General features: G+C 44.9%; 12 protein-coding genes. 1 reads left to right on the top strand and 11 read right to left on the bottom strand.

The window, feature by feature from the left end:
* Positions 1-38 precede the first annotated feature (38 nt).
* Complete coding sequence (locus tag AC3WTJ_RS23585; RefSeq protein WP_492523882.1) at positions 39-437, top strand: hypothetical protein; 399 nt, start codon at positions 39-41, stop codon at positions 435-437.
* Between the two features lie 49 nt (positions 438-486).
* Here the strand turns inward: AC3WTJ_RS23585 and AC3WTJ_RS23580 are convergent, their stop codons facing one another.
* The 11 genes from AC3WTJ_RS23580 to AC3WTJ_RS23530 form a co-directional block, all read right to left on the bottom strand.
* The gene (locus AC3WTJ_RS23580; protein WP_492523881.1) at positions 487-5,433 is read right to left on the bottom strand and encodes a family 43 glycosylhydrolase; all 4,947 of its coding nucleotides are present in this window, start codon (positions 5,431-5,433) and stop codon (positions 487-489) included.
* Between the two features lie 197 nt (positions 5,434-5,630).
* A complete protein-coding gene (locus AC3WTJ_RS23575) occupies positions 5,631-6,116 on the bottom strand; it encodes a low molecular weight protein-tyrosine-phosphatase (protein ID WP_492523880.1) in 486 nt (161 codons plus the stop codon).
* Positions 6,113-6,847, bottom strand: coding sequence for a phosphonate ABC transporter ATP-binding protein (locus AC3WTJ_RS23570; RefSeq protein ID WP_157321130.1), 735 nt, complete (start codon positions 6,845-6,847; stop codon positions 6,113-6,115). Before AC3WTJ_RS23570 ends, AC3WTJ_RS23575 begins: the two co-directional genes overlap by 4 nt.
* 116 nt (positions 6,848-6,963) lie before the next feature.
* On the bottom strand, positions 6,964-7,353 hold the full coding sequence (locus AC3WTJ_RS23565; RefSeq protein ID WP_492524034.1) for a YlbF/YmcA family competence regulator: 390 nt from the start codon (positions 7,351-7,353) through the stop codon (positions 6,964-6,966).
* Between the two features lie 107 nt (positions 7,354-7,460).
* On the bottom strand, positions 7,461-8,942 hold the full coding sequence (gene miaB / locus AC3WTJ_RS23560) for a tRNA (N6-isopentenyl adenosine(37)-C2)-methylthiotransferase MiaB (RefSeq protein WP_492523879.1): 1,482 nt from the start codon (positions 8,940-8,942) through the stop codon (positions 7,461-7,463).
* Positions 8,943-9,077: 135 nt separating this feature from the next.
* Positions 9,078-9,647: a phosphate propanoyltransferase gene (gene pduL, locus AC3WTJ_RS23555; RefSeq protein ID WP_492523878.1), complete on the bottom strand. Its 570-nt coding sequence runs from the start codon at positions 9,645-9,647 to the stop codon at positions 9,078-9,080.
* Positions 9,648-9,742: 95 nt separating this feature from the next.
* Positions 9,743-10,609 (bottom strand): 2-oxoacid:ferredoxin oxidoreductase subunit beta, encoded by an 867-nt coding sequence (locus AC3WTJ_RS23550; protein WP_127450936.1) that lies wholly within the window; start codon positions 10,607-10,609, stop codon positions 9,743-9,745.
* The gene (locus AC3WTJ_RS23545) at positions 10,597-12,345 is read right to left on the bottom strand and encodes a 2-oxoacid:acceptor oxidoreductase subunit alpha (protein WP_492523877.1); all 1,749 of its coding nucleotides are present in this window, start codon (positions 12,343-12,345) and stop codon (positions 10,597-10,599) included. Before AC3WTJ_RS23545 ends, AC3WTJ_RS23550 begins: the two co-directional genes overlap by 13 nt.
* A 205-nt stretch (positions 12,346-12,550) precedes the next feature.
* The gene (locus tag AC3WTJ_RS23540; RefSeq protein WP_492523876.1) at positions 12,551-13,492 is read right to left on the bottom strand and encodes a dipeptidase; all 942 of its coding nucleotides are present in this window, start codon (positions 13,490-13,492) and stop codon (positions 12,551-12,553) included.
* 125 nt (positions 13,493-13,617) lie between these two features.
* Positions 13,618-13,878 carry a stage V sporulation protein S gene (locus AC3WTJ_RS23535; protein WP_028558349.1) on the bottom strand — a complete coding sequence of 87 codons (261 nt, stop codon included), beginning with the start codon at positions 13,876-13,878 and terminating at the stop codon, positions 13,618-13,620.
* 113 nt (positions 13,879-13,991) lie between these two features.
* Positions 13,992-14,786, bottom strand: a complete 795-nt coding sequence (locus tag AC3WTJ_RS23530; RefSeq protein ID WP_127450942.1) for a TIGR00282 family metallophosphoesterase — start codon at positions 14,784-14,786, stop codon at positions 13,992-13,994.
* Positions 14,787-14,838 lie beyond the last annotated feature (52 nt).

Below are 14,838 nucleotides of genomic sequence, written 5' to 3'. Positions count from 1 at the left end.
ACAAGCGATCATCATGACTCGTGAAGGAGGGCATTGCCATGAGTTCAGATTTTATTCAGATAAAATCGCTGGAAGGCGACTTGAAGATGTCTCATAAGAAGAAGGATTATGGCTTAACCATCACGACCAAAGAACTGATTCTTCACAAGCCACATATGAATTATTATTTTAAATTGGAGAAAATCATCAGTATTGTTCCCTATGAGATTTCTTCAACGAAAGCCATATCTTTTGTCAATGCTCGATCTGGTAATCAGGAGACTACGCATTTATCTCCGGGCTCCGATCACTTCCGTATTTATGTGCAAGGAGCAACAGTCCATAACAGAAGCGGATTGTTTGAACTTGGTCCTATTAACATCGTTATTCCTATTTATCCAGTCATGCTCGGCGCTATCTCCGAATGCCTCACGCGTACAGGGTTAATCTCTTTATAAATTGTAAAAAGGCGTGCAAATGGGTTATCCCATTGCACGCCTTTTTACTTTAATTCAAGATCATCCGAGCTACCTCGGCCAAGTCTTTAATATCAACTGTCCCGTCACCATTCATATCTGCCTTTTTGTACTCGCTCCAATTTGGATCATTGAAGGTTTTTCCATATGCAGCAGCCACGATAGCCAGATCGCCGATTGTAACGTGTCCATCGCTGTTGACATCCGTGGAATGCGCTGTGTTGACCGAATCGATGAACGCTTGAAGCGCCAGGTTAAGCTCTATTGCTGCTTGATCGATCTGTTGTTGGGAAGCATTTAGGTTGTTCAGCACCGATTTTGCTTTCTCGATCGCGGACAGCAATACGGCCTTGGATCCTAATGGATATTGATTCACTTCTGTTCCTTCCGCTGAGTTATCATACTTCGCTTGGGCTGATGCTATAGCGGCGCTAAGATTAGCTCGATCACCTGTTTGGATTTCTACGCTCTTGAACACATTGCCAAGTGCGGTTTCTTCCCCTAGCCCATTGGAAATCACCACATTAGCTAGCCCGATTACGGCCGGTTGAGAGGAAGATTTCGCTTTAAAATGAAGCGTCAGCTGATCGCCGTTAGTTTGAACGGCATTTTCTGCTCCTATACTTGCCAGCAGGATGCGCACGCGCCCGGCCATTACGTTTTTACCGGCGATAGTTAGTCCCTTCTGAACAGGCTCTGCATCAACAAACTCTATTTGTGCAGGATCGAACGTGACCGTAATGTCTTGTGCATATATGCTTTGTGTAACACTAAGATGGTCGAGGCCGTACAACAGTTCGAAGGGCTGTCCGGCTTGCACGCTGTTCGCTCCATTTAATGTAGCCGTCGCTTCTGTCGCCTGCTCAGCCGAAGGCTTAAGCTGAGGAGTAATCGTCGGGCCCCACACTTCCATCGCATCGATACCGCTGGCTTGCGGCACAAAATGAACACGATCAATCGCAAGCTTGCGTGGTTCAGTTGTACCTGCCTTGTAATGAGTATGGTACACCATGAACAATTCTGTACCGTCCGGCGAGTAGATTAAGGAATGATGTCCCGCTCCGGGCACAATCGTGTTGGATTTCATAATCGGATTATACGTGTATTTCGTCCAAGGTCCCGTTGGCGTCGGAGCCGTGGCATAACCCACGCCATAATCCGGGCTTTCGAAATGGTTGCCGGAATAGGTCAAGTAGTAGGTTCCCTTATGCTTAATCATAAACGGACCCTCGTTTATACTTGCAACCGGCTGCTTTTGGCTGCGTTCCCATTCTTGAGTGGCCCGGAACACGAATTGCACCGTATCTTCCTTCATGCTCTTCATATCGTCATTCAACTCGGCCATCCACATTTCATTGCCTTGATTGAATCTGACGAAGTAAATGTACCTTTTGCCATTATCGTCTTTAAAAATATGCGCATCGATTTCCGGCGTATTCAGATGCATCGGTTGCTTGACGTCTTGAACGAACGGCCCTAATGGAGAACTGCTTGTTGCAACCGCAAGCCGCTCGTTGACTACATAGTACATGTAGAAAGTTCCGTCCCTTTCCACGACCTCCGGTGCCCAGAAACCGCTAGTCCCCCAAGAGTCGGACTGCTTTAACGCTAGTTCATTTTGTTCCGACCAAGTCACCAAATCCGTTGAAGTATATACCTTGAATCCCAATGACGTTTTATTGGGATCCGTATTCGTCCCGTACAGATAATATTTGCCGTCATGCTGCAGTACGAATGGATCCGCAATGTTTGGCAGCACCGAATTGGTATAAGTTGGCCCCGTTATCGGATCACGGTACGAAGATACTTTGATATTGTCGAAATTGGCATCGGCATTCCATGTGCGCAATCCGATTGCTCCGGTCGCCATATGTGATGTATCCAACAAGTCGAATTTCGGATATCCGTTGACATTAAGAGGATTATCATTTACGTAAACCTGAATGTGATCTTCGTTCGCAACGACCTTAATATGGTATCGCTCATTTACCAGAATCGGCAGCTTTTTAGAAGCAAGCTCTTGCCACTGGCCTTTCGACATATGGCCGAGAACGGCCGATTGTGCGGAAGCGTTAATGCCTACGTAATATCCGTCTAAATTATCGGCCCCACTCGCAACATTCGATGCTCTGAAAATAAACCCAGCTTCGTTCCCGCTCGTTATTTGCACATCGCCCTCAAGCACGAAGTCTGTGAAGCTTTTGCTGTTAAGCACCGCTTTATAGCCGGGACCGCTGTTAACCGCATATTGCCCGTTCGACACGGTCCAATTTCCTTCGTACGTAAACCATCCTTCCGCTGATGTACCGCTAAAGTCGTTCGTGTACAAGACCTCCGGCACTGGGGCGGAATTCGGAACGGTGACTGTTGCTTGCGAACGGAAATCACCGCTCGTCGATACCGCTTCAATGACCGCTCTGCCTGGCGCTAATGCCGTGATTAATCCACTGCTGCTGACCGTAGCGATCTCCGGATTGCTGGAAACCCAAGTCACTTCATCTCCGCTGGCTCCCACGTTGTGAAGCTGAGCTGTCTTCCCTGTTTCAAGTGTCAGTTTCTTCTGATCAAGATCAACTCCGCCTAGAATCGATCTGACAGCGAAATAGTCGAATCGGGCATCAATCCGATTGTTTGTAGCAACGATATTGTTAGCGTAGAAACCGACTTTAATATTTTTCAAATTCGCAGTGACGGGGTTCGACGCCTGTATCCACACATATCCATCCCAATAATAGGTCGTATATACATTCCCCATCTTCTTGATTTTGAGTGTCAGTGTATCGCCACCAGGATGAGCCGCCTCATTGCCTGGTTTCTTATAACTGCCGCCAAGTTCATAAGCGGTTTCAATAATTTTTCCATTCGCATATACATGCCCGAGCTTTACGAAATTATCCGCATCCTGCCAGACGAACAGACCGCCTTGCTGGTGATTTAACGTAACAGGTGCCGTAACTTTCGTGACAATTTCAAAATCGCCGTTCACGGGTACATTTCTCAAGAATACATTGTTTTGACTATTGTTATCCTGATAAACATCCGTGGGCGTCGTGTGAATCGTCATTGAACCCGGCGTTTGAGTCAAGCTCCAATTGCCTTTGCTTTCCTGGAAAATGGACCATGCCGGGTCGAGCACCTCGCTATCAAAGGAATCAACGGTGAACTTCGATAAGTCCGGTTCTCCAGGCGTTTGACGGACAGTGACGTTGCATTCACTAATGACTGCGCCAGTATCGGCACTTGCAACTCGAATTGTTGCGCTGCCCGCCTTCAGTCCCTTTACCGTCAGCATCGTGCTTCCTGTAGCTGTATCCTTGCTGTCCTGGGTCACCGTCGCCACTTCAGGCGCTGATGAAGTTACGACGACGTTCTTGTTTGTTCCTACCATCGGTTTCACTGACGCAATTAAGGATGCAGATTCTCCAACCGCCAATGACATTGTTTGATTATCCAGTGCAATACTATCAGCCGGCGCTGAAACGTTACTCTTCTCTAGTGGCTCAAGAACGATGTAATCCAGTTGAGCGAAATTCAGTTTGCTGGTAAAACGGATCTTGTTGATCCCGGCATTCAGGCTAACATCCATCGATACGGGATTAAATCCTTTCCAGCCAAAGTTTTTATAAGTGATCGACTGGCCTACACCGCCATTTACGGAAACTTCTTGCTGCGCAGAAGCACCTCCGGCAGTTCCGTTGTCAGCCATGGCAAGGAGTGAGTACTCGCCCGCTTCCTTAACGTCAACTGTGAACTCTACATAATCTTTTCCAGGCTGATCCAAATGACCGATAACTTTATCTCCCGATGCATTATCGGATGAAGTGATAGCCGCTGTGCCGCTGATAAAAGCGCTTTCAGCTTCATATTTGTATCTTGTTACACTCGGAGTACCTGAGGGCTCATCCAAAGAAGCGCCGTAAGCGGCAGGTGTTCCGAAATTCGGGGTACCATCCTCATTCCACGTGAATTTTTGCGCCCGGATACTGCGATTTCCCCAGCTTCCACCTGAGAATTGATCGGCGTGATAGACAATCCAGTCCTCTTTTCCGTCTGGAGAAGTGGTAAACGTATTATGGCCTGGACCGTAAGCGGTAGGTACTTTGCTGAAAACAGGGCCGGATTTGCTCCAGGAAGCAGGATTCAATACATTGCCATCCGTGTTGCTTAACATCCCAAGCGTATAATCGTCCGTCCAACTGCCGCTTGCCGAATAAACCACAAATATTTTACCGTTTTTCTTCAAAATCTCCGGTCCTTCGTTGATATAAGGCGTACCTTTACGCTCCCAATCTTGGTCCGGCGTAGAGATTTGAACTCTCGGACCGCTGATCGTCCAAGGATTGCTCATTGGAGCGATATAAATGCTTTGCTTCACATTGACATCGCCTTCCCAACCCGACCATACGAAATATTTGGAGTTGTCATCCTTAACCAGAACGGTTCCGTCAATTGCCCATTTGTTGGTGCTGTCCGAAATTTTCCCTTTCAACGTATAGGATCCTTGCGGATCCTGTGAGTTCCCTTCCAGTACATACATCCTGTGATTTTCATTCGCCCCGTCATCAGCAGCAAAGTAGATGTACCACTTGCCATCCAGGTATTGAAGCTCAGGCGCCCACAGTTCCTTGGAATAGGCTTGGCCGCTTGGCGGCGAATAAACAGTCACTCTGGGGACAGAGCCGATATCCTGCAATCTTTTCGCCTTCGAAATCGAGATGGATGCATCTCTGTTGGATTTTACATAGTAGTAGTAACCATCTCTAAATACAATGCTTGGGTCGGCTGAACCGCCGCTGCTGTTGGAAACAGCAACGATCGGGTTTTTAAAAGAAGTGGTCTCTTGAACCGTCACATCCTCAGATGCCGTAGCTCCGCCATCCTTCAAGGTTGCTGTGAATGTTAAAACCATGCTGGCAATCAAGGCAGAAGATACGATCGTTTGAATCTTGTTGGATATGCAATTTAACCTTTTCTTCAAGTTTCTTCCTCCAGTCACTACATATATTTCTTCAAGCACAAGATACATTATGTAGCAAAAAGGAGGAATTGTATTTGCGTTTTCCCGTCTTTTTGTTTGTTTTTACAATTTATTCGTGCAAACGCGTACATAATTAGGCATATCAACGACAAAAACGGAGCCTCGCGGATTTGCGAGCTCCGTTTTCTAATAACGATTTATGTAAGTTGTTCCTTATCTCTGATATAGGTCAATAATCTTGCGCAGCTCTCTTCAACCATCTCGTAAACTTCTTGGAAATTCCCCGTATAATACGGATCCGGCACATTCTTATCCTTGCGCCCGGGGGCAAAATCCAACAATTTATGAATGGATGCGCGATTCTCACCATCTGCCGGTTCAGGAGCGAACCCAGCTAGATTCTGCACATTACTCTCATCCATCGCGATAATATAGGTAAACTGCATGAAATCATCGGATGTTACCTGTCTAGCTAGCATGCCTTTGTAATCAATCTGATTTTTATCTAAAATGTCCCGTGTTCCTCGGTGCGGCGGATGACCGATATGCCAATCACCAGTGCCTGCGGAATCAATGGCAATGACATGATCAAGACCGGCTTGTTTGACCTGATGACGGAAAACAGCCTCTGCCATGGGAGAGCGACAAATATTACCTAAACAAACGAATAAGACCTGGATCATACTTCACCAAATACAAGCTTTTTCTCACGCATCGTTAACTGTCTGGCGGGGATGTCGAGTACGATTCTACCCTCTGAAAGACCCCAAATACGTGTTGCGAATCGCTCTGCTAATTCCACCTTATGCAAGGTTGCGATTACACTCATATTCCTATCTTTACATAATGACTTCAAATCCTGCAGAATATACTCCGTGGATTTCGGATCTAATCCAGAAACAGGCTCATCCGCAACGAGCACTTTAGGTCCAAGTATTAGAGCCTTTGCGATGGCTACACGCTGCTGTTCACCGCCACTAAGCTGGCCAACTTTCTTGTCCCCTTTATCCAGCAGCCCTACTTTTTCCAAATAATCCATGCTATCTACATGCTCATCCCTGGACGTCATGCCTGTGAGAACTCGTAGTGGCGCTTGAAACACTCTGCCCATCATGACATTCTTGACAGCGCTTTTATTTCGATTCAGCGCAGGTTTCTCTTCTAAGTAAGCGAAATCCTTGCCTAATTTAAAGCGCTCCCAAGGTCCCGGCTGAGAAATATCATTGGAGTTATAAATTAGCTGGCCGCTTGTCCACTTTTCTTGATGGCTAATGCAGCGCAGTAAGGTTGTTTTCCCACTCCCGCTACTCCCTATTACGGCGATAAATTCGCCTTGATCCACTTGAAAGCTAACTTGAGAAAGCACTTGATTGTCTGGCGGATATACTTTACTTAGATTACGTACGGTAAGCATGACAATCTCTCCTTCATGTTTCCTATTGGTCCCTTTGGAAAAAATCGCCACTCACATCAAGCTATGGCCTGAATAGAGGGCGATTCTCGCTAACCCACGGGAAGTCATCTTTCATCTTAGTCACAAGATGTCGGTGCTTCTGAAGTTCCTGCTTCTACATTGATTTTATCGGAAATCGTATCACGAATGACCGACATCACCAGTTGTAGCAAATAGTTGATATCGTCTTGTGTTTGTTTAAACTCACTTACAATGGGAATTCCGTCTAATTCATCTTGCAGAACTTCGATTTCATTCTCAATCTTTTGAACCATTTTCTCGTTCTTAAATGTCTGAAATGCAACAATTTCTTTTTGCTTCTTTTTAATGGAGTTAATTAAAACTTGAATATCCGGGTTTGTAGCAATTTGCTTCTCTGCTTTTTGGTAAAATTGCACTTCATTCGAAGTCGTTAGCAAATTCGCCAATTCTTTAGCTTTGTCTAAAATATCTTCGCGAACGATCATTTCCGTATTCGTAAATTCTTCAACTTTAAAAGCGTGAGGCTGGTTATCATGTTGGTGATCACATTGGGACACTTTCATTCACACTCCTATCTATAATAACAAGCGGATTAAATGGATACTTTCAAAGGTTCCTGAACAATTTCGCCCTTCAAAATCCATGTTTGCGCATGCGTCACTTTGACGTCGATCATTTGACCGATTAGCTCTTTGGAGCCGGTAAAATGGATCAGCTTATTCGTTCGTGTGCGCCCGGCGAGTACATCGGCGTTATTTTTACTTTCGCCTTCAACGAGTACTTCGACCGTTTGGCCCAGCAATTTCTCGTTACTCGCTTTACTGTGAGCATTTACAAGCTCATTCAAACGATATAAGCGCTGTTTCTTCACTTCCATCGGAACATTGTCTTCCATTCCAGCAGCAGGTGTACCTTCGCGCGGCGAATAAATGAATGTAAACGCGAAATCGAATCCTACTTCCTCGTATAAAGACATCGTTTCATCGAATTGCTCGTCTGTCTCGCCTGGGAATCCAACGATAATATCCGTCGTTAGCACAACATCCGGCATGGTAGCTTTAATTTTGCGGGCAAGTTCCAAATAATGCTCTCTGGAATATTTCCTGCTCATCCGTTTCAGCACTTCGGTATTCCCCGCTTGTACGGGCAGATGAATATGTTCAACCAAATTACCGCGTTTGCCTAAAACCTCAATCAAGTCGTCATCAAAATCCCGTGGATGTGAGGTTGTGAAACGAATCCTCGGAACGTCAATTTTACGGATATCATCCATCAAATTAGCGAAAGAATAAGTAATATCTTCAAAGTCTTTGCCATAAGCATTGACGTTTTGTCCAAGCAGCGTAATTTCTTGAAACCCTTGTCTTGCCAGGTCTCTAACTTCAGCAAGCACATCCTGCGGTCTACGGCTTCTCTCTTTGCCGCGCGTATACGGAACGATGCAGTATGTACAGAATTTATCGCATCCGAACATGATGTTCACCCAAGCGCGGATACCTTCCCGCTTCTTCGGTAAATTCTCAACAATGTCGCCTTCTTTGGACCATACTTCAACAACCATTTCTTTGCTATAAAAAGCATCCTTCAACAAACCAGGCAAACGATGAATGTTATGTGTTCCAAAAATCAAATCAACAAAAGCATGCTTTTGCATAATCCGATTGACGACGGCTTCTTCCTGTGACATGCAACCACAAACTCCAAGAACAAGTCCTGGTTTCTGTGCTTTAAGCGCCTTCAGGTGTCCAAGCTCACCGAACACTTTATCCTCCGCATTTTCACGGATTGCACAAGTATTCAACAGAATGACATCTGCTTGGTACTTGTCTTCCGTCGACTGATAACCCATTTGTTCAAGCAAGCCCCTCATTACTTCTGTATCATGCTCATTCATCTGACATCCGTAAGTGCGAATCAAATAATATTTATCTTTGCCGAACCCCTGCATATCTTCAGGGATATGGAAATCATAGTGAACGGCGATTTCTTCTTTTCCGCGCTTCTTAGCATCTGACAGTGAAGGAGGCTGAAAATATTGAGAATAATCCTTATCGGATTTCACTTGGTTAGCCACTTTCGTTCCTCCTACGTGTTTGCGTTGGTAAAACTTACGTAATTCACAAATAATTACGCAACTTTTATTATAACATCACATGCCTATATAGTACAAAAAGAAATTGGTATAACGGTGAAAACAGCTCTTTTTGAGCTAGTCGAGAATCTCGGCGATGTCTCCTGTTTTAACCCCAGCCGCGTTCCCCTCATCGGTGTCAATATGCATGTCCAAAGCAAATTGTTCGGATACCCGTGCAATCACATTTTCAAAAATCAACGGTCTTTCGCCATTTACTTTGACACGGAGCAATTGTTTATCCTGGATGCCCCATTGATCTGCGTCTGACGTGTGAAAATGAATATGTCTGGCTGCTACAATCACACCTTGATCGAGCTCTACTTCGCCTGCCGGACCTATCACCTTCAAACCTGGTGTTTGGTCGATATGGCCTGACTCGCGTACTGGCGGGTTAACTCCCAGAGAAAATGCATCCGTGCGTGAAATTTCGATTTGGGTAAATGGGCGTGATGGACCCAGAATTCTCACTTTATCCATCCTGGTTTTCGGTCCGACGATGGACACTGTTTCTTGAGCTGCAAATTGTCCAGGCTGTGAAAGATCTTTAAATACTTTGAGCTCATACCCTTCTCCAAATAAAATGGCAATATGTGCCTCTGATAAATGAATATGTCTAGCCGAAACGCCAACGGGAACTGTTTTCATTAGGGTATCATCCTTTAATTTAGTATAGTTGTCAGTATTGCCGCTCAGCAAAAAGGGCATACGGATTATCTCCATATGCCCTCAAGGTCAAGCCATTATTTGAATTCAGTGAGCATTTTGTTGAAGTCTGCTTCTGAAATTTGAAGATCTTGTTTCGAAAGTCCTTCTTTTGCGAAGCTAGGGATGGAATCTTCATAGCTCTTTTTGTCTTTATTTTGGTAAATGATACCCGTCAACATGGAGTTAGTTTCCATGATTTTGGTCATTGCCATTACGCGGTTTGTGTAATCGTAATCCGGAATTTCGTCCAGATCAACAATGTTTTCTTTGAACCAATCATACGTGTTTACTTTGTTGAAAGTTACGCATGGGCTGAATACGTTGATCAAGGAGAATCCTTTGTGATTCAAACCAGCTTCGATAACAGCTGTTAACTGTTTCAAGTTGCTGGAGAAAGATTGTGCTACGAAAGTTGCACCAGCAGCCATCGCTACTTCTAACGGAGAAATAGCAGACTCGATTGTACCTAGTGGTGTACTTTTCGTTTTGAAGCCTTCCGCACTACGTGGAGATGCTTGACCTTTTGTCAAACCGTAGATTTGGTTATCCATAACGATATAAGTAACGTCGATGTTACGACGAATCGCATGCACCGTGTGACCCATACCGATTGCGAAGCCGTCTCCGTCACCGCCGGAAGCGATAACTGTGAGGTCGCGGTTAGCCATTTTCACACCTTGTGCGATTGGCAAAGATCTACCATGAATACCGTGGAAACCATAAGCATTGATGTAACCGGAGATACGTCCGGAACAACCGATACCGGATACGATTGCTAAGCCTTCAGGCTCCAAACCAACATTAGCCGCTGCACGTTGAATGGCTGCTTGTACGGAGAAGTCTCCGCATCCTGGACACCAGTTTGGCTTTACATTGTTACGAAAGTCTTTTAATGTTGCCATGCTAAAGTCAACTCCTTACATTTTTGTTCGATTTCTGCTGGAAGGAACGGATTACCGTTGTACTTAAGAACGTTTTTAATTTTATCTGCATGACCAACATGCAGTTTAATTTGATCAGCCAATTGACCAGTCGCGTTGTTCTCAACAACGATAACTGTTTTTGCTTTCTCAACAAGCGGTCTCAGCTGTTCAGCTGGGAACGGATGAATCAAGCGTACAGTCGCGTGGTTCGTTTTGATGCCTTCTTGTTCAACGCGGCGTCTTGCTTCATCAATTGTGCCGCCAGTGGATCCCATACCGATGATCAATAGATCCGGGTTCTCATGAGGAGCATCAGCTTTGATCGCGTCTGTAACTTGAATATGTTTCAACTTCTCAAGACGTTTATCCATCATTCTTTGACGATTCTCTGTGCTCTCCGAAGGACGACCTGTTTGGTCATGCTCTACCCCAGTTACATGGTGAAGACCATGTTTAACGCCTGGGATGACACGTGGAGAAACGCCATTTTCTGTGAACTCATAACGTTTGAACAATTGATTTGCTTCTAGCTCAGGAGCTTCTGTTACCAGAGCACCGCGATCGATGACGATACGGTTGTAGTCCAGCATTTCAGCGGATTGTTTACCCAAGGAAAGCTGAAGATCCGTCATCAGAATTACTGGGCATTGGTATTTCTCAGCCAAGTTGAAAGCTTCGATTGTGTCATAGAAGCACTCTTCAATTGTGCTAGGGGACAGAACGATTTTCGGGATTTCACCGTGTGTTCCGTAGACCATTGCGTTCAAGTCAGATTGCTCTTGTTTCGTTGGAAGACCTGTACTTGGACCGCCGCGTTGTGTATCAACGATAACAACTGGCGTTTCCGTCATACCAGCGAGGCCAATCGCTTCCATCATCAAGGACAGACCAGGACCAGCAGAAGCTGTCAGTGCACGTGCACCCGCGTAGTTAGCGCCGATTGCCATTGTGCATGCCGCGATCTCATCTTCTGTTTGAATAACGGTACCGCCGAATTTAGGAAGTGCTTTAATCAAGTATTCCATTACCTCGGAAGCAGGTGTAATCGGATATGCAGGCATGAAACGGCAGCCAGCAGCTACAGCTCCCAGAGCGATTGCATCGTTACCGATCATGAACAATTTTTGCTTGCCGTCAGCCGGCTCTAATTGGAAGTCAGCGATTGGGCCGCCAGCCAATTCAAGTACGGATTCAGCACCTTTGCGAACAGCTTCAACGTTTTTCTCAACGACAGCTGCGCCTTTACGACCGAACTCTTCTTCAACAGCTTTATTAAACACATCAAGCGGCAAACCGAGCAATGCCCAAGAAGCTCCCGATGCGGCCATGTTCTTAAATAGGGATGTTCCTAGTTCTTCTGCAATTGCAGTAATTGGAACTGGAAACAAACGTGCTTTAATTCCTTCAGGTAAAACAGGGTTAAATTTGGCATCTGCAACGATGACCCCATTGTCACGAAGCTCGTGAGCGTTGAAATCGATACTTTCCTGGTCAAATGCAACCAGAATGTCCAAATCATCTGAAATTGCGCGAATCGGCTTGGTGCTGATGCGAATCTTGTTATTTGTATGTCCCCCCTTAATCCGTGAAGAGAAATGACGGTACCCATACAAATAGTAACCGAGACGGTTCAATGCAGTAGAGAAGATACGGTCTGTACTTTCGACCCCTTCACCCTGTTGACCTCCGATTTTCCAAGATAACTGACTAATCACCGTACGTCCACTCCTTTTGATTGTAGCTGCTCGAAGACATTAAAAGCTCAATTGTTTAGTAAGATAAGATAATGCAATAAAAAAAACCTTTCACTGTCAACCAAATTCTATGCCTTTATGAAGCAAAATGCAAGGGGTACCAACGATTCTAAAAGATAGAGTTTTTAGATCGAATCCATATCAATTTTAGATCGGTTTTCAATTTTCATTTCGGAAGATTCGTCAACATGAAATTGCGCCAATTTCCAAACAAAAATGCCTCCACTTGTGTTTCCTTATAGTTTTTACAAAGAGCCTCTATTAAATTTTCGTATTGGCCTGCATGTCTTAATCCTTTGATCCATTGTTCAATGCCGTCAAAATCCGATCCAAACCCAATCTGCTTCTCTCCCCCCAACGAGCAAACGTGATCAATGTGTTTAAGTAAACCTGCAATAGGAACAGCCAGATTCACGCTATCAACGAAGTAGGGAACAAACGTAAGGCCAATTTGTCCTTGACATTGAATGATAGCTTTGATTTGATCGTCTGATAAATTTCTTGGATGGGGACATATTTTCTGAGCATTGGAGTGGGAAGCAATAAAAGGTTTGTTAAATCCTTCGACCATTTCCCAGAATGCCGCAGTCGATAAGTGTGACACATCTGCTATTATACCCATAGTTTCTAATTCTCTTAACATGAGTTTGCCTTTTCTTGTGAAACCGCCTTTTCTAGGCTCCATTACACCGTCTGCGGCCCAATTCGCATAATTCCAAGTTAGCCCTATGCTTCGTACGCCGAGGTGATACAAGATTCTTAGGTGGGTCAAATTGCCTGCTAAAGCATCCACACCTTCAAGTGTCAGAATTGCGCCAATTTGATCTCCTGCTTCTACTTCGTGCCAGTCCTGCACATTAAGAATGAATTTCATACCCGAATGACTCACAATTTTCCGATGAAAAATATCAACCATCTGCAAAATATGCTCAAATGTCGGCTGTTGGATAGAGTCGGATAAATAAATGGCAAAACACTGCACTTTAACGCCCGCATGCTTTAGTCTCGGATAACTGACATCCAGTTCCTGATCTTCCAACCCAAAATCGAGCTTTGGGTTCACATACAACTTCGTTAATGCATCGCAATGGCCATCCATGATCTTCATCCATCCAGCCTCCTTATTTATCGCTATACAAGACAAAAACCCCTTAACAGAGGTTTTGGCGTAGAATAAAAAACCTGTCTACAAGGTAAACAGGCCGCATGCATTCTTATGTATGGTGACGTTCATTACCTCGGCTCAACAATTAATTTAATGGCCGTCCGATCTTCCCCGTCAATCACGATATCTGTGAAGGCTGGTACACAAATTAAGTCAACTCCGCTGGGCGCCACAAATCCTCTTGCGATCGCTACTGCTTTAATGGCTTGGTTCAAGGCGCCTGCTCCGATCGCTTGGAGCTCAGCTGCCCCGCGCTCACGCAACACACCTGCCAAAGCACCTGCAACGGAGTTTGGATTGGATTTTGCTGAAACTTTTAATACATCCATGAATAGTACCTCCTCGGGAATGATGGATAGTTCCATTAATCATCATATTCCCAAGGCAGCACAAACATGACTTTCTGTTTCATTCTAATTCTCTAAATTTTCTGAAATAACGATTAATCCATGAAAACTTGGTCTTCATCGTACCGAATAAGCTGTATGGCTTTCGCTTGACCTGTTTGATCATTCAACTCGATTACGACAGCATGGAAGTGCCATTTCCCTTCATCTGTTACGAATCTCACAGGCAATTGTGTTTTGAATTTCTGAAGCACAGCATTTCGCTCCACACCAAGAATGCCATCACGCGGACCAACCATCCCCACATCTGTCACATAAGCTGTGCCCTGCGGCAATACACGGTTATCATTGGTTTGCACATGGGTATGCGTGCCGACAACTGCCGATACTCTCCCGTCCAAATGCCAACCCATCGCAATTTTCTCAGATGTTGCTTCAGCATGGAAATCAACAAATATAAATTTGTGTTTTTTCTTATCTGCTTCTAGGATCTCATCTACTTTCCGGAATGGACAATCAATTGGCGGCAAGAATGTGCGCCCTTGTAAGTTAATGATCAGCAGCTCCTGATCTTTCACTTTAATGACGGTATGTCCTCTACCTGGCGTACCCGGCGGAAAGTTGGCTGGACGAACCATTTTCTCATCCCGATCGATAAAATCGAAAATTTCTTTTTGATCCCATGTATGATTGCCCATTGTAAGCGCCTGAATGCCCATCTCATAGATTTCTTTTGCGATGGCTGATGTTATCCCTTTCCCCGCAGCAGCGTTCTCTCCGTTAGCGATGAACACGGCGTGAGGGTGCGCCTGCTTTAAACGAGGCATAATATTTTTTAGTGCTTTGCGTCCAACGGATCCAACAATATCTCCAATAAATACAATTTTCATAACAATTTTGTAGCTCCTTTATTAACATAGATACATGGAGGGTGATGATCCA

Source organism: Paenibacillus sp. FW101-FHT12H11 (assembly GCF_058790355.1).
This window is presented reverse-complemented; position numbering and strand designations above follow the sequence as displayed.